This is a genomic window from Rhodopseudomonas palustris (genome assembly GCF_034479375.1).
GTDB classification, from domain to species: Bacteria; Pseudomonadota; Alphaproteobacteria; order Rhizobiales; family Xanthobacteraceae; genus Rhodopseudomonas; species Rhodopseudomonas palustris_M.
In genome coordinates, this window is record NZ_CP140155.1 from 2,879,012 (window position 1) to 2,900,774 (window position 21,763).

The 21,763-nt window shown below is 67.5% G+C and carries 19 protein-coding genes; 6 read left to right on the forward strand and 13 right to left on the reverse strand.

The window, feature by feature from the left end; all coding sequences use genetic code 11:
* Positions 1-103: 103 nt before the first annotated feature.
* Entirely contained in the window at positions 104-1,309 is a 1,206-nt protein-coding gene (locus SR870_RS12980; RefSeq protein WP_322513973.1) for a CoA transferase, read from the forward strand.
* 251 nt (positions 1,310-1,560) lie between these two features.
* On the opposite strand, the gene SR870_RS12985 is transcribed toward SR870_RS12980, so the two are convergent.
* The 3 genes from SR870_RS12985 to SR870_RS12995 all read right to left on the reverse strand — a co-directional run bounded on the left by SR870_RS12985 (position 1,561) and on the right by SR870_RS12995 (position 4,766).
* Positions 1,561-1,722 (reverse strand): hypothetical protein, encoded by a 162-nt coding sequence (locus SR870_RS12985; protein ID WP_322513974.1) that lies wholly within the window; start codon positions 1,720-1,722, stop codon positions 1,561-1,563.
* 32 nt (positions 1,723-1,754) lie between these two features.
* Positions 1,755-3,254 (reverse strand): hypothetical protein, encoded by a 1,500-nt coding sequence (locus SR870_RS12990; protein WP_322513975.1) that lies wholly within the window; start codon positions 3,252-3,254, stop codon positions 1,755-1,757.
* A gap of 549 nt (positions 3,255-3,803) precedes the next feature.
* Complete coding sequence (locus tag SR870_RS12995) at positions 3,804-4,766, reverse strand: hypothetical protein (RefSeq protein ID WP_322513976.1); 963 nt, start codon at positions 4,764-4,766, stop codon at positions 3,804-3,806.
* Between the two features lie 189 nt (positions 4,767-4,955).
* Between SR870_RS12995 and SR870_RS13000 the strand changes: the two genes are divergently transcribed.
* Positions 4,956-5,567 (forward strand): glutathione S-transferase, encoded by a 612-nt coding sequence (locus SR870_RS13000; RefSeq protein ID WP_322513977.1) that lies wholly within the window; start codon positions 4,956-4,958, stop codon positions 5,565-5,567.
* 23 nt (positions 5,568-5,590) lie between these two features.
* Here the strand turns inward: SR870_RS13000 and SR870_RS13005 are convergent, their stop codons facing one another.
* Together SR870_RS13005 and SR870_RS13010 are read right to left on the reverse strand one after the other, a co-directional pair.
* Complete coding sequence (locus tag SR870_RS13005; protein WP_322513978.1) at positions 5,591-6,481, reverse strand: NAD(P)/FAD-dependent oxidoreductase; 891 nt, start codon at positions 6,479-6,481, stop codon at positions 5,591-5,593.
* Between the two features lie 13 nt (positions 6,482-6,494).
* The gene (locus tag SR870_RS13010) at positions 6,495-6,935 is read right to left on the reverse strand and encodes an Rrf2 family transcriptional regulator (protein ID WP_322513979.1); all 441 of its coding nucleotides are present in this window, start codon (positions 6,933-6,935) and stop codon (positions 6,495-6,497) included.
* 118 nt (positions 6,936-7,053) lie between these two features.
* On the opposite strand from SR870_RS13010, the gene SR870_RS13015 reads away from it, so the two are divergent.
* Positions 7,054-7,290, forward strand: a complete 237-nt coding sequence (locus tag SR870_RS13015) for a DUF2798 domain-containing protein (RefSeq protein ID WP_322513980.1) — start codon at positions 7,054-7,056, stop codon at positions 7,288-7,290.
* 11 nt (positions 7,291-7,301) lie between these two features.
* On the opposite strand, the gene SR870_RS13020 is transcribed toward SR870_RS13015, so the two are convergent.
* The 5 genes from SR870_RS13020 to SR870_RS13040 all read right to left on the reverse strand — a co-directional run bounded on the left by SR870_RS13020 (position 7,302) and on the right by SR870_RS13040 (position 13,928).
* On the reverse strand, positions 7,302-7,799 hold the full coding sequence (locus SR870_RS13020; RefSeq protein ID WP_322518265.1) for a TPM domain-containing protein: 498 nt from the start codon (positions 7,797-7,799) through the stop codon (positions 7,302-7,304).
* Between the two features lie 14 nt (positions 7,800-7,813).
* Positions 7,814-8,710, reverse strand: coding sequence for a YgcG family protein (locus SR870_RS13025; protein ID WP_322513981.1), 897 nt, complete (start codon positions 8,708-8,710; stop codon positions 7,814-7,816).
* 30 nt (positions 8,711-8,740) lie between these two features.
* Positions 8,741-9,349, reverse strand: a complete 609-nt coding sequence (locus SR870_RS13030; RefSeq protein ID WP_322513982.1) for a LemA family protein — start codon at positions 9,347-9,349, stop codon at positions 8,741-8,743.
* Positions 9,350-9,568: 219 nt separating this feature from the next.
* A complete protein-coding gene (locus SR870_RS13035; protein WP_322513983.1) occupies positions 9,569-11,899 on the reverse strand; it encodes a xanthine dehydrogenase family protein molybdopterin-binding subunit in 2,331 nt (776 codons plus the stop codon).
* Between the two features lie 1,153 nt (positions 11,900-13,052).
* On the reverse strand, positions 13,053-13,928 hold the full coding sequence (locus tag SR870_RS13040) for a dihydrodipicolinate synthase family protein (RefSeq protein WP_322513984.1): 876 nt from the start codon (positions 13,926-13,928) through the stop codon (positions 13,053-13,055).
* A gap of 128 nt (positions 13,929-14,056) precedes the next feature.
* Between SR870_RS13040 and SR870_RS13045 the strand changes: the two genes are divergently transcribed.
* The 3 genes from SR870_RS13045 to SR870_RS13055 are packed head-to-tail and all read left to right on the forward strand — an operon-like array spanning position 14,057 to position 18,296.
* Positions 14,057-16,165, forward strand: a complete 2,109-nt coding sequence (locus tag SR870_RS13045) for a S9 family peptidase (protein WP_322513985.1) — start codon at positions 14,057-14,059, stop codon at positions 16,163-16,165.
* 49 nt (positions 16,166-16,214) lie between these two features.
* Entirely contained in the window at positions 16,215-17,510 is a 1,296-nt protein-coding gene (locus tag SR870_RS13050) for an O-acetylhomoserine aminocarboxypropyltransferase (protein ID WP_322513986.1), read from the forward strand.
* 3 nt (positions 17,511-17,513) lie between these two features.
* Complete coding sequence (locus SR870_RS13055; RefSeq protein WP_322513987.1) at positions 17,514-18,296, forward strand: alpha/beta hydrolase; 783 nt, start codon at positions 17,514-17,516, stop codon at positions 18,294-18,296.
* Positions 18,297-18,329: 33 nt separating this feature from the next.
* Here SR870_RS13055 and SR870_RS13060 read toward each other — a convergent pair whose 3' ends face one another.
* The 3 genes from SR870_RS13060 to SR870_RS13070 are packed head-to-tail and all read right to left on the reverse strand — an operon-like array spanning position 18,330 to position 21,758.
* Entirely contained in the window at positions 18,330-19,034 is a 705-nt protein-coding gene (locus SR870_RS13060; RefSeq protein ID WP_322513988.1) for an ABC transporter ATP-binding protein, read from the reverse strand.
* The gene (locus SR870_RS13065; RefSeq protein ID WP_322513989.1) at positions 19,021-20,886 is read right to left on the reverse strand and encodes a branched-chain amino acid ABC transporter ATP-binding protein/permease; all 1,866 of its coding nucleotides are present in this window, start codon (positions 20,884-20,886) and stop codon (positions 19,021-19,023) included. The genes SR870_RS13060 and SR870_RS13065 overlap by 14 nt, the downstream gene beginning before the upstream one ends.
* On the reverse strand, positions 20,883-21,758 hold the full coding sequence (locus SR870_RS13070; RefSeq protein ID WP_322513990.1) for a branched-chain amino acid ABC transporter permease: 876 nt from the start codon (positions 21,756-21,758) through the stop codon (positions 20,883-20,885). Before SR870_RS13070 ends, SR870_RS13065 begins: the two co-directional genes overlap by 4 nt.
* Positions 21,759-21,763 lie beyond the last annotated feature (5 nt).

Sequence of the window (21,763 nt, forward strand, 5' to 3'; positions counted from 1 at the left end):
CATCGTCCGGCCAACCCGGTTCATATGCGCGCCGCCGCCGGAAACCTGCGCCAGCGCATATTCCGGCCCACGAAAAGCAACAAAAGCCAGGGAGCAGCGCGCGATGGACGACGGCATCTTCAAGGGTCTCAAGGTGCTCGATTGCGCGAGCTTCATCGCCGCCCCCGCTGCGGCGACCGTGCTGTCGGATTTCGGCGCCGACGTCATCAAGATCGAGCCGCCGGGCGCCGGCGATCCGTATCGCAACCTGCCGAACCTGCCGGGCTATCCGCGCAGCGAGCACAACTACGCGTGGATGATCGAGAGCCGCAATAAGCGCAGCCTCGCGCTCGACCTCGCCAAGCCCGAGGGCAAGGAGGTGCTGCGCAAGCTGGTCGCCGGGGCCGACGTGTTCATCACCAACTTCCCGCCGCAGGTGCGGGCGCGGCTCGGCATCGCCTATGCGGATCTGGCGCCGCTGAACGAGCGACTGATCTATGCGAGCTTCACCGGCTATGGCGAGCGTGGCGAGGAGGCCAACAAGCCGGGCTTCGACAGCAATGCGTGGTGGGCGCGCTCCGGCATGATGGATCTGGTCCGCGCCGACGAAGACACCACGCCGGCGCGCTCGGTCGCCGGCATGGGCGACCACCCTTGCGCGATGGCGCTGTACGGCGCGATCGTCACCGCGTTGTACAAGCGCGAGCGCAGCGGCAAGGGCAGCGAGGTGAAGTCCAATCTGATGGCCAACGGGGTGTGGTCGTCGAGCGTGCTGGCGCAGGCCAAGCTGGTCGGCGCGCAGTTCCAGCCGCGGATGCCGCGCGAGCGCGCGCTCAACGCGGTGGCCAATCATTATCGCTGCCGCGACGGCCGCTGGCTGATCCTGTCGCTGCTGAACGAAGAGAAGCAGTGGCCGACGCTGACGCGCTGCCTCGGCCGCGAGGATCTCACCGACGATCCGCGCTTCGCCACCACGCCCGACCGCCACGCCCGCTCGGTCGAACTGATCGCCCTGTTCGACGAGGTCTTCGCGACCCGCGACCTCGCCGACTGGCGCAAGGCGCTCGACGGCAGCGGGCTGGTGTTCGGCGTCGTCGGCATCCTCGACGACATCCCGAACGATCAGCAGATGATCGACAACGACGTGCTGGTGCCGTTCGAGAACAACACCATCATGACCATCAACAGCCCGATCTGGGTGGAAGGCAGCGCCAAGACGAGGCCGCGGTTGCCGCCCGCGCTCGGCGAGCACAGCGACGACGTGCTGCGCGGCGCCGGCTATGACGACGCGGCGATCAGCGCGCTGCGCGTGTCCGGCGTGGTGGGCTAGTTTGTTTCATCGATGGACAGCAGCGATACACGGCGTGTCCAGCGGCACTGCCTCCTCATCCTGAGGAGCCCGGCGAAGCCGGGCGTCTCGAAGGATGAGGCCACGGGTGCCTGCGGCGCATGGTTCGAGACGGCGCTGCGCGCCTCCTCACCATGAGGCTGTCCGTGTTGTGAGATCTCCCCGTCGGCAAGTCTGATTCCACAGGTCTGATTCCACAAGTCTGGTTCCATCAGACTCTGAACTGCCGGAGCTCAGCGGCCGAAGAATATCCAGCCGAAGGCGGCGAGCGCAATCAGGACGGTGGCGGCGATCGCGAAGCCGGAGATGCGGACCTCGCTCGCGGTCTTGCGCGACGCTTCGTTGTCGGCGATCTGCTGATTGCGCTGCTTGGTGTCCGGACCCGGATCGCTCATCGCGGCCTCCTCGCTTCGACCTGTGCCCGGGATCAGCGGTGGCCGACGAAGCACATCCCGATCGGAAACGCCGCCGCGCCACGCACCGGCTGGCAGGTCAACCCCGCCGCACAGCGCCAGTTCCCGAAGCTCGGATCGACGGTCCCGCCCGGGCCGGCAAGGCCGCACGCCGCGCCCCAGCCGTCGTCGTCGGTGCCGCTCCGCGCGGTCGCGCCGCGCGTTTGCGGGCGATCGGTGAAGCCGCGCGAATAGTCCGGCGCGCGGCCGTCGCGGATCGCAGCGACGATGTCGCGGCGGCGGGGCTGGTCGCCGATGAAATGCGGCGAGCCGGAGACGGCGACGCGCGACGCCGGTTCCGCGCTCCCGTCGATGCCGGGAAAATGGAAACCGCCGATGCCGAGCGTCTGGTGGCAGCCGGAGCAGGTGATGTCGTTGAGGCGCCGCGCAAAGCCCGCCGGCGAGCGGATATTCTGCAAGGCGACGCCGCGCTCCGCCGCGCGCTGCAGCGCCGCGACGACGTCCTGATCGCTGATCAGCGGATCGGGCGTGCCCGGGCCGGCGAGGCCGAACGCCGGGCGCAGCTCCGAATGCGTGAACGCGGCCGGCGTCGCGGCGATCGCACGGCGGGCGAGATAGGCTTCGGGCACGATCAGCGTGCCGCGATCGAACGCCGCGAAATTCTCCGGCTGCAGCAGCCAGTGCTTGAACCGCGATCCGAGATCGCGGTCGGCCAACAGCTTGTCGCGATCGATCTGGTTCTCCATCGGCACCGCCTGATAGCGCTGCGACACCGCGTCGAAGCGAAACACCTGCATCAGATAGTCCGCGCGAAAATCGGCGCCCGCGACGGCGGGCATCGTGGCGATCTGCAGATTGATCTCGATGCGATCGATCGCGGCCGGGCCGAGCGGCGCCAGCGGACCATCCGCCGCGATCAGCCTGCGCGCCAGATCGGCGCCGGTGTCGGGCCATTCGCCCGCCGCGAGCCAGCGCCGCGCGACCTCGCGGCAGGCGATGCCGGCGGCCGTCGCGCGCAGCACGATGTTCAGCGTCATCGGCAGCCGCTGCGGCGCACCGGCTGCGTCGTCGATCGGCCGATAGATCAGCCGGATCTCGCCGCAACCGTCGGCGGCGACGAAGCCGCGGTCGATCCGGTTGACGATGCCGGCGAGCACGAAGCGCGTCGCGCCGGCATAGAGCCGGTCGCGGTCGAACAGCTTCGGCGCCTGCCTCTGATGCGCCTGCTGATAGCGCGCGAATTCGTCGTCGAGCGACGCGCGCAGCGCAGCCATCGACGGCAGCGCGAACAAGCGATCGTTGCGCAGAGGTTCGGACGAGGCCGGGTCGAGCATCTGCCGCAGGCCGAAGCCGGGATGGTTCGAGCCGTCGTCGCGATGCGCGCGCTGATCGAGTTCGCGTAGCGCCACAGGATCGGTGATCGCAAGGCCGCGCGAAACATCCTCGGCCAGCCCGGCTGCCGCGGGCCGCACCAGAGCGCTGATCAGCAATGCCAGGCCGAGAAAGCGTCGCACGCGTGCCGTGGTTCCAGAGCAGTCGTGCTGCGATGGCGCAGCGGGTCTGCGGAGAAGCTAACGCAATTCTGTTTCCGATGGAACCGACACTCGTTCCGGAACGCTCGACACAGGCACAGCCTCATGGTGAGGAGGCGCGCAGCGCCGTCTCGAACCATGCGCCACGGGCCCTGCGTCGCCCCATCCTTCGAGACGCCCGGCTTCGCCGGGCTCCTCAGAGGAAGACTAACATGCAGGCAGCAAAGTCAATCGCGTTTGAAGGTTCACTTCGCAATTCACTCCGTCATGGCCGGGCTCGTCCCGGCCATCCACGCCTTTCTCGCGGCTTCCGCTGCAAGGCGTGGATGCCCGGCACAAGGCCGGGCATGACGAGTTGAGACGACAGTGATTGATTCCATTGGCCGCATTTTCGGTCAGACTCTCAGGATGACGAGTTAGTGCATCTGGCAAGGGCCATATCGATTCGATCAATCGATAGAGCACCCCAAAGCAAACGGCGCGACGTGTCTGCACACGCCGCGCCGAGATCGAGCAAACCAGACGTGACGATCAGCGCGAAACGATCAGGCCGCGGCTGGTCACCACCACCCAGCGACCGTCCTGGCGGCGGATCGCATCGACGCGGCCGAGACCCGGCACCGGATCGCCGGCATAGACTTCGAACGTGCCCTGGCGGCCGACGATCACCGCGCCGCCGTCATAGACCTCGCGCAGCACCCAGCCGGACACGGTCGGCAGCCGGCCGACGTCGTTCGGCTTCGCCGCCGGCTTCGGCGGCACCGAGCCGGTGACGTCCTGCGACGCGGAGGCGACCTGCGCCGGCGCCGGGGCCGGCGCGGGCGCCGGCTTCTCGGCCTGCGCGGTGCGCAGCTTTTCGACGGCTTCGTTCAGCTTGGCGATCTTCTGCGCCGGTTCGGCCTGCGCCTTTTCGACCTTCTCGATCCGATCATTGGCCTTGGCGATCTGGGCGCTGGCGGCCTTGTCGGCGCGGTCGACGCTCGCCTTCAGCGCGGCGAGTTCGGTCTGCAGCTTGGAGACCTGCTCGTCCAGGACGCGCGCCTGCGCTTGCGCGTCGGCCGCCGCATCGGCATTGCCGCCGACATGCGCGAAGCCTGCGCTGGTCAGCGCGCCGCCGGCCGCGCCCGCGATCGCGGCCAGAATGACAGCGACGGCGACCAGCGCCAGTTGCCGCCTGCCGTGCGGCTTTGCGGCCGGCTCGTCGGGTTCATCCGGCGCCTCGACCTCGATCTCGTCGTCCCAGTGGCGAGCCCAGTCCTCTTTGCGCGGCGGCGCCATGATGGTGACGGTGCCGGGGCGGCGCTGGGCGATCTCGCCGGCCGATGTCGCGGCCTCCTTGGCCGGCTCGGCCCCGTGCCCCTGCGCGGAAACAGCATCGCCGTTCGCGTTCGCGGCCGGCGGCTGCGCGGATTGCGCGGAGCCTTCCGACGCGCCCGCCGCAGCGCCGGCGCCAGCCTGATCTTCGCTGTTGGGCTCTTTGCGATGCTCGTCCACGTCAAATCCTCCTGATACGCTTGACCATTCGGTAACTTTGATTACTTGCCAATCCGTTACTTCCTTCGATGCTTACGAAAATTTCAGGATTCAGCTCCCGCGCCGCGGCGCGGCTTTGCGCTGCGCGCTGTCCCGCGCTAGGACAGATCGTTGCAACGGCGCATCAAGCCGCCGATCAGGGAGACGACCATGAAGCTGTACGATTCGATCGGGCCCAATCCGCGCCTGGTGCGGATGTTCATCGCCGAGAAGGGCCTGACGATCCCGACCCAGAGCGTCGACATCCGGGCCGGCGACAACCGCAAGCCCGAGCATCTGGCGCGCAATCCGCACGGACAGACGCCTACTCTCGAACTCGACGATGGCAGCTTTTTGTCGGAGATCACCGCGATCTGCGAATATCTCGAAGAGAAACATCCGACGCCGGCGCTGATCGGCACGACGGCCGAGGAGCGCGCCGAATGCCGGATGTGGACGCGGCGGATCGATCTGACGATCTGCGAGCCGCTCGCCAACGGCTTCCGCTTCAGCGAGGGGCTGAAGATGTTCAAGGATCGGGTGCCGTGCTTTCCCGAGGCCGCGCCGGGGCTGAAGCAGATGGCGGCGCATCGGCTGCAATGGATGAACACGCAGATGCAGGGTAAGGAGTTCGTCTGCGGCGCGCGCTTCACGCTTGCCGATCTCTTGCTATACGGCTGGATCGATTTCGGCGCGCAGGTCGGCCAGCCGCTCGATCCCGCCAACACCGTGCTGGTGGAATGGCACAAGCGGATCGCGGCGCGGCCGTCTGCGAAGGCCTAGGTAGCGGCACGCGCCGGCCGTCGTCAGGCGTCCGGCCACACCAGCGAGCGATGCAGACTTGCGCCGGCCCAGGCGCCGTCGGCGACCGCCAGCGACAGCGAATGCGGCACCCGCGCCGCATCGCCGCAGGCGAACGCGCCCGGCACGCTGGTCTGCTTCGCATCGTCGGTTGCGATCTGCGTGCCGAACGGCGTTTCGCCCAGCGCGCAACCCAACGACTCCGCGACCGGCGTCGCCGGCGCACTCCGCGAGGTGGTGAAGATGCCGGCGAACGGCAGCCGCCGGCCGTCGCTGAGCACGATGTCGGCATGGCCGTCGACACGCGCGATCGGCGTGTCCTCGATGGTCACGCCGCGGGCGATCAGATCGGCGCGCGCCGCGTCGTCGGGCGCCACGGCATCGTTGGTGAACAGCGTGACCTCGCCCCATTCCGGCAGCAATTGCGCCTGATGCAGCGACATCGGCCCGGTGGCGATCACCGCGATGCGGCCCTGGTCGAGTTCGTAGCCGTGGCAATACGGGCAGAGAAACACGCTGACGCCCCAGCGCGCCTGCAGCCCCTCGATTGCCGGCAGACTATCCGACACGCCGGTCGCGAACAGCAGGCGTCGCCCGCTGTGCTGCGGGCCGTCGCGTGTCGTGACCGTGAACGCGTCCTTGTGGCCCGACGCGGCGTCGGCGACGCCGTCGATCCAGCGCAGCGTCTTGTAGGCCTCGATTTGCCGACGCGCCGAGGCGGCGATTGCGGCCGGATCGGCGCCGTCCTGGCCGAGAAAGCCGTGCGAATGCGCGGCGAAGCGGTTGCGGCGCTGCCCAGCGTCGATCACCAGCACGCTGCGGCGGGCGCGCAGGAGCTGGAGTGCTGCGGCCATGCCCGCATAGCTGCCGCCGATCACGATCACGTCGTGCTGCATGTCGATCGATCCTTTATTTTCGGGCACGATGCGCCGCGTGGCGCCGGTTGAAATCCGCCGACAGCTTCGCCAGCGTCACCTTGGCGAAGCGCTCGAGCAGCAGCGCCTCGGCCTCGGCGAAGGCGCCGTCGAGCGCGGCGTTGACGGCCTGCTCGACGAGGCATTGCGGCGTCGCATTGCGATTGCCGATCGCGAAGATCGCGGGCTCCCCCAGCGCGTCGTGCAGGTCGCGCAGGGTGACGGCTTCGAGATCGGCGGTGATGAGCCAGCCGCCGGACGGCCCGCGTTCGGACGCCACCAGCCCGGCCTCGCGCAGCAACCCCATCGTCCGCCGCACCACCACCGGATGGGTGCACATGCACGCGGCGAGCTGGTCCGACGTCATCGGCTCGTCGTGCTCCGCCATGTGCAGCAGCGCATGCAGAACCGACGACAGGCGGCTGTCTCTTTTCATGTAACTTCAATTATTACGATTAGGACGCAAACGCAAGCCGGATGATCCGGCTGATCTCTCACGAAACGGCACGAGGTTTGCTTGAATCCGAGCTATTCGCCCCTGACGGGATTGATCGATGCTCGGCATTCCTCGGAGATTCAGCCATTTCGTCTACGCGGTGCTGCAATCGGGGATCACCACCGCGGTCGCCTCGATGGTCGCCAGCGTACCGTTCCTGGGCGAGCAGACCTTTCTGGAACATTGGCTGCCGGCGTGGGGCGCGTCGTGGCTAGTAATGCTGCCGGTGGTGCTGTTCGTCGCGCCGATGCTGCGGCGACTGACGCTGGCGCTCACCACCGAAGACCGGATCTGACGCGCCTGGGCTCAGACCACCACGGGTGCGTCGGGTAGTTCGTTGTCGCCGCCGCTGTCTTTCGGAAAATGCCGCGCCAGATGCGCGGTGATCAGCTCGATGCCGCGCAGCACGCCGGCTTCGAAGCGGCCGTCGCGAAAGGCGCTCTCCATCTCGCGGCAGATGTGTTCCCACGCCGCCGCGTCGACCCGGCCATCGATGCCGCGGTCGGCGACGATCTCGACGTCGCGGTCGGCGAGCAACAGATAGATCAGCACGCCGTTATTGTGCTCGGTGTCCCAGATCCGCAATTGCGAGAACACGTCGAGCGCGCGCTCGCGCGCCGGCTGGTCGCGGAACAGCGGCGCGCCGTCGAGCGCGCCTTCCACCACGAAACGGATCTGCCCGGCGTGCCGCGCTTCGCTTCTGCCGATCGCGCGCTCGATGGCGTCGAGCGCGGAAGGCGGAAACGCCTTCTGCACGCGCCAGCGGCTGGTGATCAGATGCTTGCCGATCCGCCGGATGCCCATCGCCATCTCCCCGCTCACCAACTCCCCGAAGCGCCGCCGCCACCGAAGCTGCCGCCACCGCCGCTGAAGCCGCCGCTGCTCGAGCCGCGCGAGCCGCCCGACCACGCGCCGCCGGGATAGATGCCGCCGCCGCGCCGACCGGAACCGATGCCGGGCCCGCCTCCGCTGAACAGATCGATGAACATCGCGAACAGGAACGCCGCGAAGCCGGCGATCATCGCGATCGGAAAGCCGAGCCCGAACATCCAGGCGACGCCGCCGATGATGCTACCGGTCAGCGCCGAGGCGGCCATCCGGCCGAGCAGGCTCTGCAGGAAGCCGTTCACCACCAGCGTGCCGAAGATCAGCGGGATCGCCCAGCCGCTGATCTGGTCGAACGATTCCGGCGACCATTCGTGCTGCGGCTCGGGCGCGGGCAGCGGCTCGCCGTCGATCACGCTGATCATGCGGTCGACGCCGGCCTCGATGCCGCCGGCGAAATCGCCGGTCCTGAATTTCGGCGTGATGATCTCGTCGATGATACGCTTGGCGGTGACGTCGGGCAGCGCGCCTTCGAGACCGTAGCCGACCTCGATCCGCAGCTTGCGGTCGTTCTTGGCGACCAGCAGGATCGCGCCGTCGTCGACGCGTCTGCGGCCGATCTTCCACGCCTCGGCGACGCGGATGGAGAATGGCTCGATCGCTTCAGGCTGCGTCGTCGGCACGATCAGCACCGCGATCTGGCTGCCTTTGCGGGCCTCGAACGCTTTCAGTTTGTCGTTGAGCCGGGCGATCGCGTCGCTGTCGAGCGTGCCGGTCTGATCGACCACGCGGCCGGTGAGCTGCGGCACCGCGAGCTGCGCCTGTGCGATCGCGGCGAAGGCCACAACCGCCCAGCACAGCAGCGCCGCGAGCATCGACGCCCGCGCCATGCGCCTCACCGCCGCGCCTCCTGCGCGCATTTACTTCGCCGGCGCAGGCGTCGCGTTGAAGTCCACCTTGGGTGCGGTGGAGATCGCGCCCTCGTTCTCGACGGTGAAGTTCGGCTTCTCCTTGTAGCCGAACATCATCGCGGTGAAGTTGGTCGGGACCGAGCGCACCGTGACGTTGTAGGCCTGCACCGCCTTGATGTAGCGGTTGCGCGCCACGGTGATGCGGTTCTCGGTGCCTTCGAGCTGCGCCATCAGATTGGTGAACAGCGCATCGGATTTGAGCTGCGGATAGTTCTCGGTGACGACCAGCAGCCGCGACAGCGCGCTGGAGAGTTCGCCCTGCGCCGCCTGGAACTTCTGGAAGGCCGCCGGATCGTTCAGCACCTCGGGCGTCGCCTGCACGCTGCCGACCTTGGCGCGGGCGTTGGTGACGCCGAGCAGCACGTCCTTCTCCTGCTGCGCGAAGCCCTTCACCGAATTCACCAGATTGGGCACCAGATCGGCGCGGCGCTGATATTGGTTGACCACCTCCGACCAGGTCGCCTTGACCTCCTGCTCTTCGCTCTGGATGGCGTTGTAACCGCAATTGGTCAGGCTGAGCGTGGCGAGCGCCGCCAGCACCGTCAGAAACTTCCGCATCGATCTCTCCCCGGGCGAACCGGCGCAGCATAGCATGCGCCGGGCGACAAATGGTCGGTGGTTCGCCGGAATTGGTTCAGATCAGCGCCTATGCCCGTCATTGCGAGGAGCGCTCGGATCGGCGCTCCGCGCCGTCCGAGCACAGGCTCCGCGACGAAGCAATCCAGTCTTACCTCTGGGCTCTGGATTGCTTCGCTTCGCTCGCAATGACGATGATCGTCAGGCCGCCTGCGCGGCCTTGGCGTCCTGAATCGCGCGCCACACCTTCTCCGGTGTCAGCGGCGTGTTCAGCGAGGTGACGCCGAGCGGGGCCAGCGCGTCGAGCACGCCATGGACGACGCAGGGCGGGCCGCCGATCGCGCCGGATTCGCCGCAACCCTTGGCGCCGAGCGGATTGGTGCGGCACGGCGCCGACGGATCGAGCGTGACGTCGATCGGCGGCAGATTGTCGGCGCGCGGGATGCAGTAATCCTGATAGCTCGCGGTCAGCAACTGGCCGTCGTCATTGTAGGCCGCGCCTTCGTACAGCGCTTGTCCCACGCCCTGCGCGACGCCGCCGTGGATCTGCCCTGCGACCAGCATCGGGTTCACCGCATTGCCGACATCGTCGACCGTGGTGTAGCGCACCACGCGGCTGACGCCGGTCTCCGGATCGACCTCGACCTCGCAGATATGCGCGCCGTTCGGCCAGCTCGGGCCGTCGACTTCGCCGCTGCTGTCGACGCTGAGCTTGGTGCCTTTCTCCTTGGCGGCGATCTCGAACAGGCTGATCTTGCGATCGGTGCCGGCGATGGTCAGCGTGCCGCCGGCATATTCGATGTCCTCGACCGAGGCTTCGAGAATGTTGGCGGCCTTCTCGCGCGCCTTGGCGATCATGTCGACGGTCGACACCGCGACCGCGGTGCCGCCGACGAACAGCGAACGCGAGCCGACGCTGCCGATGCCGTGTCCGAGATCGGTGTTGCCCTGGACCACGTCGATGCTGTCGATCGGGATTTCCAGCGCCGCGGCGATCATCTGCGAATAGGCGGTCTCCAGCCCCTGCCCCATCGCCTGCGTCGCCGAATGCAGCACGATGCGCCCCTCGGCGGTGGCGTGCAGGCTGACCTTCTCGACATGGGCGCGGCCGCCGGTCCATTCGATGTAGCTGGTGACGCCGCGGCCGTAGAGCAGGCCCTTCTTCTGCGCCTCCTTCTTGCGCGCCTTGAAGCCGTCCCAGTCGGACAGTTCGGTTGCGCGCTCCATCAGATGCGCGAAGGCGCCGCTGTCGTACACCTGCCCGACCGCGTTGGTGTAGGGCAGTTGCGTCGGCTTGATGTAGTTGACCTTGCGGATCGCGCGCGGGTCCATCTTGAGCTGTCGCGCGGCGGCGTCCATCAAGCGCTCGATGATGTACACGGCTTCGGGACGGCCGGCGCCGCGATAGGCGCCGACCGGTGCGGTGTGGGTCATCACCGCCTTGATGTCGAAATGCACCAGCGGCAGATCGTAGACGCCGGTCTGCACGAACGGCCCGAGCACCAGCGGAATGATCACGCCGGCGCCGGCGAGATAAGCCCCGGTGCCGCCGAGCGAGGAGACCCGATAGGCCAGCACCTTGCCCTTGGCGTCGAGCGCGATCGACGCCGTCGAGGTCAGGTCGCGGCCATGGGTGCCGCCGACGAATTCGTCGGTGCGGTCGCCGCGCCAGCGCACCTTGCGGTTCAGCTTCACCGCCGCATAGGCGACCAGGCCATCTTCCGGAAACAGCCCGGTCTTCTGGCCGAAGCCGCCGCCGATGTCGCCGACCAGTACCTGGATCGAGTCCTTCGGCCGCTTCAGGATCGCGTCGGCCAGCGTGTCGCGGGTGGTCGCCGGGGTCTGCGACTGCACGTGCAGGATCAGCCGGCCGGTCTTCTTCTCGATCTCCGCAATGGTCGCGCGCGGCTCCATCGCCGACGGCACCAGCCGCTGGCTGACGATGTCGAGCGAGACGGTGTGGGCGGCCTTGGCGAAGGCTTCATCGACCTTGGCGGCGTCGCCATAGCTCATCGCCGCGACGATGTTGTCGGGCGCGGTGTCGACCACCACCGGCGCGCCGGGCTGGATCGCCGCGGTCGGATCGGTCACCGCCGGAAGTTCGTCATACTCGACAGCGACCGCCTCGGCCGCCGCCTGCGCCGCGGCCTGCGAATTCGCAATCACGGCAGCGACCGGCTCGCCGACGAAGCGGACGATCTCGTGCGCCAACAGCCGCCGCGGCGGCAGCGCCATCGGCGAACCATCGGGCCGCTTGAAGATCGGCAGCGTCGGGATCGTGCCGACATCGTCCGCGACCAGATCGGCGCCGGTCAGCACCGCCTCCACGCCCGGCATCGCCCGCGCCGCCTCGGTGTCGATCGAGACGATCTTGGCGTGCGCATGCGGCGAGCGCAGCACCACCAGCCACAACGCGCCGTCGGCGGGCTTGTCGTCGAGATAGCGCCCGTGTCCGGTGACGAGCCGCTGATCCTCGAGACGCTTGACGGGCTGACCCGCGCCGAACCGCATGGTGCCGGGAAGAATGTTCATGCCGCTTCCTTTGTTGCTTGCTTGGGAGCGGTTTTAGCGGAGAAGGCGGCGGTAAGCCAAGAGGGGGGCCTCTCTGGCGTCATTCCGGGGCGCTCGCGGAGCGGGCGAACCCGGAATCTCGACATTCAGGTCACCCGCGTTCAACGCAGAACATCTTCAGATTCCGGGTTCGCGCTACGCGCGCCCCGGAATGACTGCCCGTAGCAAAGCGCCCTCTTCTCCCCTCCCCCTTGCGGGGAGGGCTATCGCATATGGACTTCGAGGCTATTGCACCGGGCTCTCTTCACCCTCCCCTGGAGGGGGAGGGTCGGCACGCAGCCCGCAGAGCGGGATGCGTGCCGGGGTGGGGTGAGAAGCGGGCACGGCGGACGAACTCTTCGCCACCCCACCCCGCTCGCTGACGCGAGCGACCCTCCCCCTCCAGGGGAGGGTGATGCTCGTCGCGACCGCGAACTTCCATATGCCTGCGGGAAGGGGAGCAGGCCGCGGCTGATTGGAGTCACTGTACCCCCACGGCTGTCATTCCGGGGCGCTCGCCGAGCGAGCGAACCCGGAATCCCGACATTCAGGTCACCCGCGCGTTCAACGCAGAACATCTCCAGATTCCGGGTTCGCGCTACGCGCGCCCCGGAATGACTGCCCGTAGCAAAGCGCACTCTTCTCCCCTCCCCCTTGCGGGGAAGGCTATCGCATATGGACTTCGAGGCTATTGCACCGGGCTCTCTTCACCCTCCCCTGGAGGGGGAGGGTCGGCACGCAGCCCGCAGAGCGGGATGCGTGCCGGGGTGGGGTGAGAAGCGGGCACGGCGGACGAACTCTTCGCCACCCCACCCCGCTCGCTGACGCGAGCGACCCTCCCCCTCCAGGGGAGGGTGATGCTCGTCGCGACCGCGAACTTCCATATGCCTGCGGGAAGGGGAGCAGGCCGCGGCTGATTGGAGTCACTGTACCCCCACGGCTGTCATTCCGGGGCGCTCGCGGAGCGAGCGAACCCGGAATCCCGACGTTCAGGGCACCCGCGCGTTCAACGCAGAACATCTCCAGATTCCGGGTTCGCGCTACGCGCGCCCCGGAATGACTGCCCGTAGCAAAGCGCTCTCTTCTCCCCTCCCCCTTGCGGGGAGGGGAGCAGGCTGCGGCGCGCGGCTAAGACCTACGCAATCTCCGCCAGCACCGCCTCGACCGCCTTTCGCTCGTCCGCCGTCAGCGCGGCTTGCGGCGGCACCGGGTCGCCGACGTCGTAGCCCTGCAGCGCGAGGCCGGCCTTGATGCAGGCGGCGAGGTTGAATTTGGCGAAGGCTTCGTTGACGCGCCACAGCCTGCGCTGCAAACTCAGCGCTTCGTCCCAGCGCTGCGCCTTGCACAACTCGTAGAGCGCAACGCTCTGGCGCGGCGCGATGCAGGCCGGGCCGGCCATCCAGCCGACGCCGCCGATCAGCATCACCGCGGCCGGAATATGCGCCGAGGCCGAGAACACCCGCAACGAATCGCCGCAACGATTCATGATCGACAGCAGCCGGCCGGTGTTGGTCGAGGCGTCCTTGATGTAGCGGATGCGCGGATGCTCAGCGAGCCGCGCGATCACGTCGAGCGTCAGATCCGAGCGCTGGAATTGCGGATTGGTGTAGATCACCACCGGAATATCGACCGCGTCGGCGATCGCCCGGAAGTAACTCTCGATCTGCGCGTCCTTCAGCGGAAAATACGCCTCGAGAATCGCCAGGATGCCGTCGGCGCCCTGTTGCTCGTAGGCTTTCGCTTGCGCCACCGCATCCGCGGTCGAGGTCGAGGCGACGCCGGCGACCACCGGCACGCGGCCGGCGGCGGCCTCGATCGACGCCTGCACCACGGCCTTGCGCTGCGCCGCATCCAGATAGGCGAATTCGCCGGTCGAGCCGAGCGGCGTCAACCCGTGCACGCCGGCCTTGATCAAATCGTCGCAGAGCCGGCCGAGCACATCGCCGCGGACCCGGCCGTCGGACCCGAGGGGAGACACCAGATAGGGAAAAACGCCTCGAAATTCAGTCATTTGCAGAACCACTTGCTGTGCGACGGTGACACCGGAACCGGCCGCGGCCTATCGACATCAATCCGGCGCGCGCCGCAAGCGCCAAACTCTGCTAAGCCAACCGCATCCGCATGCAACGAGACCCGCTCATGACCCTGTCCCCGCCCCGCGACGCCACGCCTCCCGTCGCGCCGCGCCGTCCGCACGCCTTCACCACCCACGGCATCACCATCAACGACGACTATGCCTGGCTGAAGGACCCGAACTGGCAGGAGGTGCTGCGCGATCCGGCGCTGCTCGATCCCGACATCCGCGCCTATCTCGAAGCCGAGAACGGCTACACCGACAGCGTGCTCGGCCACACCGACGCGCTGCAGAAGACGCTGGTCGCGGAAATGCGCGGGCGGATCAAGGAAGACGATTCCAGCGTGCCGCAGCCGGACGGGCCTTACGCTTACTTGCGCAAATATCGCGAGGGCGGGCAGCATCCGCAGTACGGCCGCGAGCCGCGCGACGGCGGCGAGATCGACATCATCCTCGACGGCGACCAACTGGCGAAGGGCACCGAGTATTTCGAATTCGGCGGACGGCGGCATTCGCTCGACCACAAGCTGGAAGCCTGGAGCGCCGACACCAAGGGCTCGGAATACTACACCATTCGCGTGCGCGACTGGACGACCAGGCAGGACCTGCCCGACGTCGTCGAGGAGACCGACGGCGGCGTGGTGTGGACCGCGGATTCGAGCGCGTTCTTCTACGTCAAGCTCGACGACAATCATCGCCCGATGCAGATCTGGCTGCACAAGCTCGGCACCGCGCAGGCCGACGACCTGCTGGTGTACGAGGAGCAGGACGCCGGCTGGTTCACCCACATCCACGAGAGCAGCAGCGGACGTTTCTGCGTGATCGCCGGCGGCGACCACGAGACCTCGGAGCAGCGGCTGATCGACGTCGCCGATCCGACCGCGCCGCCGCGCCTGGTCGCGGCGCGCGAACTCGGCGTGCAGTATTCGATCGCCGATCGCGGCGACGAACTGTTCATCCTCACCAATGCGGACGACGCGATCGACTTCAAGATCGTCACCGCGCCGCTGGCCGCGCCGACGCGCGACAATTGGCGCGATTTGATCCCGCATCGCGAAGGCATCTACATCATCGACTTCGACCTGTTCGCCGGCCACATGATGCGGCTGGAACGCGCCAACGCGCTGCCGTCGGTGACGATCCGCGACCTCGCAAGCGGCGATGAGCACGCCATCGCCTTCGACGAGGCCGCCTACTCTCTCTCGGCCTCCGGCGGCTGGGAATTCGACACCACGGTGATGCGGTTCTCCTACTCGTCGATGACGACGCCGTCCGAAGTCTACGACTACGACATGGCGACGCGCGAGCGGGTGTTGCGGAAGCGCCAGGAGATTCCATCGGGTCACAATCCCGCGGACTACGTCACCACGCGGATCATGGCGAAGGCGGACGACGGCGCCGAGGTTCCGGTGTCGCTGCTGCATCGCAAGGGGCTCGCGCTCGACGGCAAGGCGCCGCTCTTGCTGTACGGCTACGGCTCCTATGGCCACGCGATGCCGGCGGGCTTCTCGGCCAACGCGCTGTCGCTGGTCGATCGCGGCTTCGTCTACGCCATCGCGCACATCCGCGGCGGCGCCGACAAGGGCTGGGGCTGGTATCTCGACGGCAAGCGCGAGAAGAAGACGAACTCGTTCGACGATTTCGCCGCCTGCGCCCGCGCGCTGATAACAGCGAACTACACCTCGGCGAAACGCATCGTCGCCCATGGCGGCAGCGCCGGCGGCATGCTGATGGGCGCGGTCGCCAACCGCTCGGGCGAGTTGTTCGCCGGCATCGTCGCCGAGGTGCCGTTCGTCGACGTGCTCAACACCATGCTCGACGACACCCTGCCGCTGACGCCGCCGGAATGGCCGGAGTGGGGCAATCCGATCGAGAGCGAAGCCGACTTCAAGACGATTCTGTCCTACTCGCCCTACGACAACGTCGCGGCGACGAACTATCCGGCGATCCTCGCGATGGGCGGCCTCACCGATCCGCGCGTCACCTATTGGGAGCCGGCGAAATGGGTGGCGCGGCTGCGCGCGACCATGACCGGCGGCGGCCCGGTGCTGCTGCGCATCAACATGGGCGCCGGCCACGGCGGCGCATCGGGTCGATTCAGCCGGCTCGACGAGGTCGCGATCGTCTACGCCTTCGCTTTGTGGGCGGTCGGGCTCGCGGATTCCGCTGCCTGAACTTTGCCACCAGTTTGCCGCAACCCTCCTTCATCCGCAGAGATCGCTCATGGCCGCACCAAAACCGCCCGGATTTGAGACACTTAGCCTGCACGCCGGGCAACACCCCGACCCGCTGACCGGATCGCGCGCCGTCCCGATCTATCAGACCACATCCTACGTCTTCCAGGACACCGATCACGCCGCCGCTTTGTTCAACATGGAGCGGCCCGGACATCTATACACGCGCATCTCCAACCCGACCACCGCGGTGCTGGAAGAGCGCATCGCCGCGCTGGAAAACGGCGTCGGCGCAGTCGCGACCGCAAGCGGCATGGCCGCGCTGCATCTTGCGATCGCAACGTTGCTGAACGCCGGCGATCACATCGTCGCGTCGTCGTCGCTGTATGGCGGCACGATCAACCTGCTCGCGCACACGCTGCCGCGCTTCGGCATCACCACGAGCTTCGTGAAGCCGCGCGATCACGACGGCCTCAGGGCTGCTATCAAGCCCAACACACGGCTGATGATCGGCGAGACCATCGGCAATCCCGGGCTCGAAGTGCTCGACATCCCGAAGGTCGCGGCGATCGCGCATGACGCGAAGATCCCGCTGTTGATCGACAACACCTTTGCGACGCCCTATCTGAGCCAGCCGATCGCGCTCGGCGCCGACATCGTGATGCATTCGGCGACCAAATGGCTCGGCGGCCACGGCATCGCGATCGGCGGCGTGCTGGTCGATGGCGGCCGGTTCGACTGGCGCGGCTCGGGCAAGTTTCCGACGCTGACCGAACCCTATGCGGGCTATCACGACGTCGTCTTCGACGAACAGTTCGGCCCGCCGGCTTTCATCATTCGCGCGCGAATGGAAGGGCTGCGGGACTTTGGTGCTTGTCTGTCGCCGACCAATGCGTTCCAGTTGCTGCAGGGCGTGGAAACGCTGTCGGTGCGGATGGACCGACATGTCGCCAACACCGGAGCGGTGCTCGATTTCCTCGGAAGCAACAAGGCGGTCGAGTGGGTGCTGCATCCGACGCTGGAAAGCCATCCGGACTACGCGCTCGCGAAAGAGCTGCTGCCGAACGGCGCCGGCTCGATCGTGTCGTTCGGCATCAAGGGCGGCCGCGCCGCCGGGCGCAAGTTCATCGAGGCGCTCAAGCTGACCAGCCACCTCGCCAATGTCGGCGACGCCAAGACGCTGGTGATCCATCCGGCCTCGACCACGCATCAGCAGATGAGCGCGGAGCAGTTGACGACCGCCGGGATCGGCGAGGAATTGATCCGCCTGTCGGTCGGCATCGAAACCGCCGACGACATCATCGCTGATCTGGCGCAGGCGCTGCGCGTCTCGCAGAAGGTGTAAGCCATGCAGCTCAATGTCAACGGAATCGACACCTTCGTCGCCACCGGCGGCAAGCCGTTCGATGCGTCTCTGCCCGCTGCCGTGTTCATTCACGGCGCCGGCTTCGATCATTCGGTATGGGCGCTGCAGACGCGGTGGTTTTCGCATCACGGCTTTGCCGTGCTGGCGCCCGACCTGCCCGGCCACGGCCGCTCCGGCGGCGCCCCGCTGAAGACCATCGCCGAGATGGCCGACTGGATCGCCGCGCTGCTCGACGCAACGCGCGCGCAGCCGGCCAGGCTGATCGGCCATTCGATGGGTTCGCTGATCGCGCTGGAAGCCGCTGCGCGGCATCCGGCGAAGGTGGCGTCACTGGCGCTGATCGGCACCACATCGACGATGACGGTCGGACCCGATCTGCTGAAGGCCGCGGAGGCGAACGATCCCGCCGCGATCGACATGATGACGATCTGGGGCCTTGGCCCCGACGCCGAGATCGGCGGCAATCTCGCGCCCGGCCTGTGGATGCACGGCGGCTCGGTGCGCGTGCTCGAGGCCAACAAGCCCGGCGTGATCTTCAACGATCTGTCGGCCTGCAACGACTACAAGGACGCGCTGACGGCGGCCGCGAAGGTCAGCGTGCCGGCGCTGTTCATTCTCGGCGAACGCGACATGATGACGCCTTCGCGCAACGGCAAGACGCTCGCGGCCGCGGTGAGCGGCGCGCGCACGATCGTGCTGAAGGGCGCCGGCCACACCATGATGGTCGAGCGGCCGGACGAGGTGCTGAAGGCGTTGCAGCAATGAACTTCGGGCGCGTCGCGGGGTAGCACGCGCGCGTCAGGACGCGACGCCGAGAAAATCACGCGCCATGCCCGGATTGGCGGTCAGATCCGCCGGCGTGCCTTCGAACACGACGTGGCCGTTGTTGAGACCATAGACGCGGTTGGCGAAGCTGAGCGCGGCGGCGACGTTCTGCTCGACCACGATCATGGTGCGGCCTTCCGCGGCGAGATTCCGCGCCACCGCGACGAGGTCGCGCACGATCAACGGCGCGAGGCCTTCGAACGGTTCGTCGAGCAGGATGATGCGCGCGTCGCGGATCAGCGCGCGGGCGATCGCCAGCATCTGCTGCTCGCCGCCGGACAACGACCGCCCCGCCGATTTGCGCCGCTCCTTGAGCCGCGGGAACACCTCGTAGATGCGCTCGAAACTCCAGGCGTTCGGCGCGGTCAGCGCCGCGATCCGCAGATTTTCCTCGACCGTCAGGCCGCCGAATATCGCGCGCTCCTCGGGCACGAGTTGCACACCCATGCCGGCGATCGCCGACGGCGGCAGGCCGGCGATCGGCTTGCCGTCGAGGCGGATGGCGCCGCTGCGCGGCGACAGCACGCCCATGATCGAACGCAGCGTGGTCGTCTTGCCGGCGCCGTTGCGGCCCAGCAGGGCAACCACCTCGCCCTGCTCGACCCGGATCGAGAGGTCGAACAGCACATGGGAATCGCCATACAGCGTGTTGATGCGGTCGACTTCAAGCAGGCTCATGTGCGTGCAACCCTCCGAGATAGGCGTCCTGGACCGCCGGGTTGCGACGGATCTCGTCGGCGGTGCCGTCGGCCAGCAGCCGGCCCTCGTAGAGAACGGTGATGCGCTCGGCGAGGCCGAAGATGGCGTCGAGATCATGCTCGACGATCACCACGGTGCGGACGCGGGCGATGTCGCGGATAAAGGCGCAGGTGGCGGCACGCTCCGCAGGACTCATGCCGGCCAGCGGCTCGTCGAGCAGCAGCACGTTCGGGCTGGTCGCCAGCGCCATGCCGATTTCCAGACGGCGCTTCTCGCCGTAAGCGAGAACATGCGCCGGCGTATCGGCACGCTCGACGAGGTTGAGCAGGGCCAGGATGGAGGCGATCTGCGCTTCGACCTCCGGAAGGCTGTCGGCCGGTCGCAGCAGATCGAAACGCAGCGGGCCGCGGCTGCGGGCCAATGCGGCGATGCGCAGGTTCTTGCGCACCGAGAGGTTGGGAAACAACTGGTTGAGCTGATTGCTCTTGGCGATGCCGAGTTGCGCGGCGCGACTGACACCGGCGCCGGTGACCTTCTCGCCGAACAGCAGCACCTCGCCGGACGACGGACGCACCTCATCGAGCAGCATCTTGAACAACGTCGTCTTGCCGGCGCCGTTCGGGCCGATCACGGCATGGATCGATCCACGGCGCACCTTGAAAGAGACGCCGTCGACGGCTTTCAAGCCGCCATAGTGCCGCGCCAGCGATCGCGCCTCCAGCGCGATCTCGCCATCGCCGGTCGCGGGCTCGGCGAGCGGCAGGGTGACGTCCCCGAGCTTCGCCACCTCGCCGGTGGCGGCGTCGATGTTGTGCGCCTCGATCGCCTCGGTCTTCGCCTCGGCGGCTCGCAGCGCCGCGAGGTTTCGGCGCTCGTTCCACCACTGCACGATCTCGCCGCAGATGCCGCGGCGCAGCCCGATCACCAGCACGATGAAGGCGATGCCGAGAACCAGCTTCCACAGCATCGCCAGGCCCGGGATCAATTGCAGATTGTCGCGCAGCCACAGCCACACCGCGGCGCCGACCAGCGGCCCGATCAGCGTGCCGGCGCCGCCGACGATGGTCTGCACCACCAATTGTCCGGAGGTCTCCAGCGAAAACGCGTCGGGCGGCATGTAGCTCTGGAACGAGCCGAGCAATCCGCCCGCGAGGCCTGCATAGAGCGCGGCCACGACGAAAGCGGTCAGCTTGTAGGCCGGAACGTTATGGCCGAGCATCGCGACGCGGCCGGTGTTCTCCTTGATCGCCAGCAGGATCGCGCCGACCGGCGAGCGCACGATGCGTCGCGCCAGCACATAGCCGAGGAAGAAGATCACCGCGAACAGCACATACATCGGCAGGCCGGCGCTGATGCGGATCGCATTTGCGCCGAAGCCGAGCACCGGCACCGGAACGCCGGGAATGCCGTTCTCGCCGCCGGTGTAGTCCGACAGCGGCGAGTTCTCGATGAAGTACGCCATCTGCCCAAAAGCGAGCGTGATCATGGTGAAGTAGATGCCGATCCGGCGCACCGCGAACCAGCCGACCACCAGACCGAACAGGCCGGCCGCGGCCGTGCCCGCCAGCAACGCCAGCCAGACGCTGCCGAGCGCGCCGGACACCAGCAGATAGGCCGTGACGAAGCCGCCGACGCCGTAGAACGCCGCCTGACCGAACGACAAAAGGCCGGTCAGGCCGAACAGGATGTCGAAGCCGAGGCCGATCAGGCCCCAGTTCAGCACGCGCGTGAGCAGGTCGGTGGAGAAGCCGAGCGGATTGATCGCCACGGGAGCGGCAATCAGCGTCAGCAGGACGGCGAACTCCGGAAGATAGGTCCTTGCGCGCATCATACCCGGCCTTCCGTGCCGAACAGCCCCTGCGGTCGCATCACCAGCAGCAGCGCCATCAGCGCATACAGCATGACTTCCGAATAGGAGGAGTTGAAAGCGCTGGTCAGGCTGATGATCTCGCCGGCGATCAGACCGCCGACGATGGCGCCCGGAAACGAGCCGAGGCCGCCGAGCACGATGACGACGAAGGACTGCGCCATGAAATTGTGCCCCATGTCGGGCGACACCGCGACCACCGGGGCATAGAGCATTCCGGCGAGGCCGACTGCGACGATGCCGATGGCGAACACCAGCAGGAAGGCGCGGCGGACATTGATGCCGAGGATGCCGACCATGCCGGGATTCTCGATCCCGGCGCGCACCACCAGGCCCATCGAGGTGCGGTACAGCACGAGGTAGAGGCCGAGCAGCAGCCCGGCGATGATCGCGATGAGTTGCAGCCTGTAGGTCGGGTAGATCAGGAAGCCGAGCTGCGTTGCGCCCTGCCCCCAGGACGGCACCGGCACGCGCTGCGCATTGCCGCCGAAGCCGGCGCGGATGCACTCGACCAGAACGATGCCGATGCCGTAGGTGACGAGGATCTGGTCTTCATGCGGCCGGTCATAGAAGTAACGAATGATGACCCGCTCCAGCAGGAAGCCGAGCGCCAGCATGAAGCCGCAACCGACCACGATCGCCAGCACGAACGACGACGTATATTGCAGCAGCACGAAGACGGTGTAGGCGCCCACGGCGAACAGCGCGCCGTGGGCGAAATTGAGCACGCCGAGCGTGCCGAGGATGATCGTCAGCCCGCTGCTGACCAGCGCCAGCAGCGTGCCGAGTGCCAAGCCGTTGAAGGCCTGCGAGACGAGAACGGGCCAACTCGGCATGACGA

What these genes read in the sequence shown, in the direction of transcription:
- SR870_RS13010 (WP_322513979.1), bottom strand. Translation starts at nt 6,935, where the DNA reads ATGAAAAGAGACAGCCGCCTGTCGTCGGTTCTGCATGCGCTGCTGCAC.
- SR870_RS13020 (WP_322518265.1), bottom strand. Translation starts at nt 7,799, where the DNA reads ATGGGCATCCGGCGGATCGGCAAGCATCTGATCACCAGCCGCTGGCGC.
- SR870_RS13035 (WP_322513983.1), bottom strand. Translation starts at nt 11,899, where the DNA reads ATGAACATTCTTCCCGGCACCATGCGGTTCGGCGCGGGTCAGCCCGTC.
- SR870_RS13005 (WP_322513978.1), bottom strand. Translation starts at nt 6,481, where the DNA reads ATGCAGCACGACGTGATCGTGATCGGCGGCAGCTATGCGGGCATGGCC.
- SR870_RS12985 (WP_322513974.1), bottom strand. Translation starts at nt 1,722, where the DNA reads ATGAGCGATCCGGGTCCGGACACCAAGCAGCGCAATCAGCAGATCGCC.
- SR870_RS13060 (WP_322513988.1), bottom strand. Translation starts at nt 19,034, where the DNA reads ATGAGCCTGCTTGAAGTCGACCGCATCAACACGCTGTATGGCGATTCC.
- SR870_RS13050 (WP_322513986.1), top strand. Translation starts at nt 16,215, where the DNA reads ATGGCCGCACCAAAACCGCCCGGATTTGAGACACTTAGCCTGCACGCC.
- SR870_RS13070 (WP_322513990.1), bottom strand. Translation starts at nt 21,758, where the DNA reads ATGCCGAGTTGGCCCGTTCTCGTCTCGCAGGCCTTCAACGGCTTGGCA.
- SR870_RS13000 (WP_322513977.1), top strand. Translation starts at nt 4,956, where the DNA reads ATGAAGCTGTACGATTCGATCGGGCCCAATCCGCGCCTGGTGCGGATG.
- SR870_RS13015 (WP_322513980.1), top strand. Translation starts at nt 7,054, where the DNA reads ATGCTCGGCATTCCTCGGAGATTCAGCCATTTCGTCTACGCGGTGCTG.
- SR870_RS13025 (WP_322513981.1), bottom strand. Translation starts at nt 8,710, where the DNA reads ATGGCGCGGGCGTCGATGCTCGCGGCGCTGCTGTGCTGGGCGGTTGTG.
- SR870_RS13030 (WP_322513982.1), bottom strand. Translation starts at nt 9,349, where the DNA reads ATGCGGAAGTTTCTGACGGTGCTGGCGGCGCTCGCCACGCTCAGCCTG.
- SR870_RS12980 (WP_322513973.1), top strand. Translation starts at nt 104, where the DNA reads ATGGACGACGGCATCTTCAAGGGTCTCAAGGTGCTCGATTGCGCGAGC.
- SR870_RS13065 (WP_322513989.1), bottom strand. Translation starts at nt 20,886, where the DNA reads ATGATGCGCGCAAGGACCTATCTTCCGGAGTTCGCCGTCCTGCTGACG.
- SR870_RS13055 (WP_322513987.1), top strand. Translation starts at nt 17,514, where the DNA reads ATGCAGCTCAATGTCAACGGAATCGACACCTTCGTCGCCACCGGCGGC.
- SR870_RS13045 (WP_322513985.1), top strand. Translation starts at nt 14,057, where the DNA reads ATGACCCTGTCCCCGCCCCGCGACGCCACGCCTCCCGTCGCGCCGCGC.
- SR870_RS13040 (WP_322513984.1), bottom strand. Translation starts at nt 13,928, where the DNA reads ATGACTGAATTTCGAGGCGTTTTTCCCTATCTGGTGTCTCCCCTCGGG.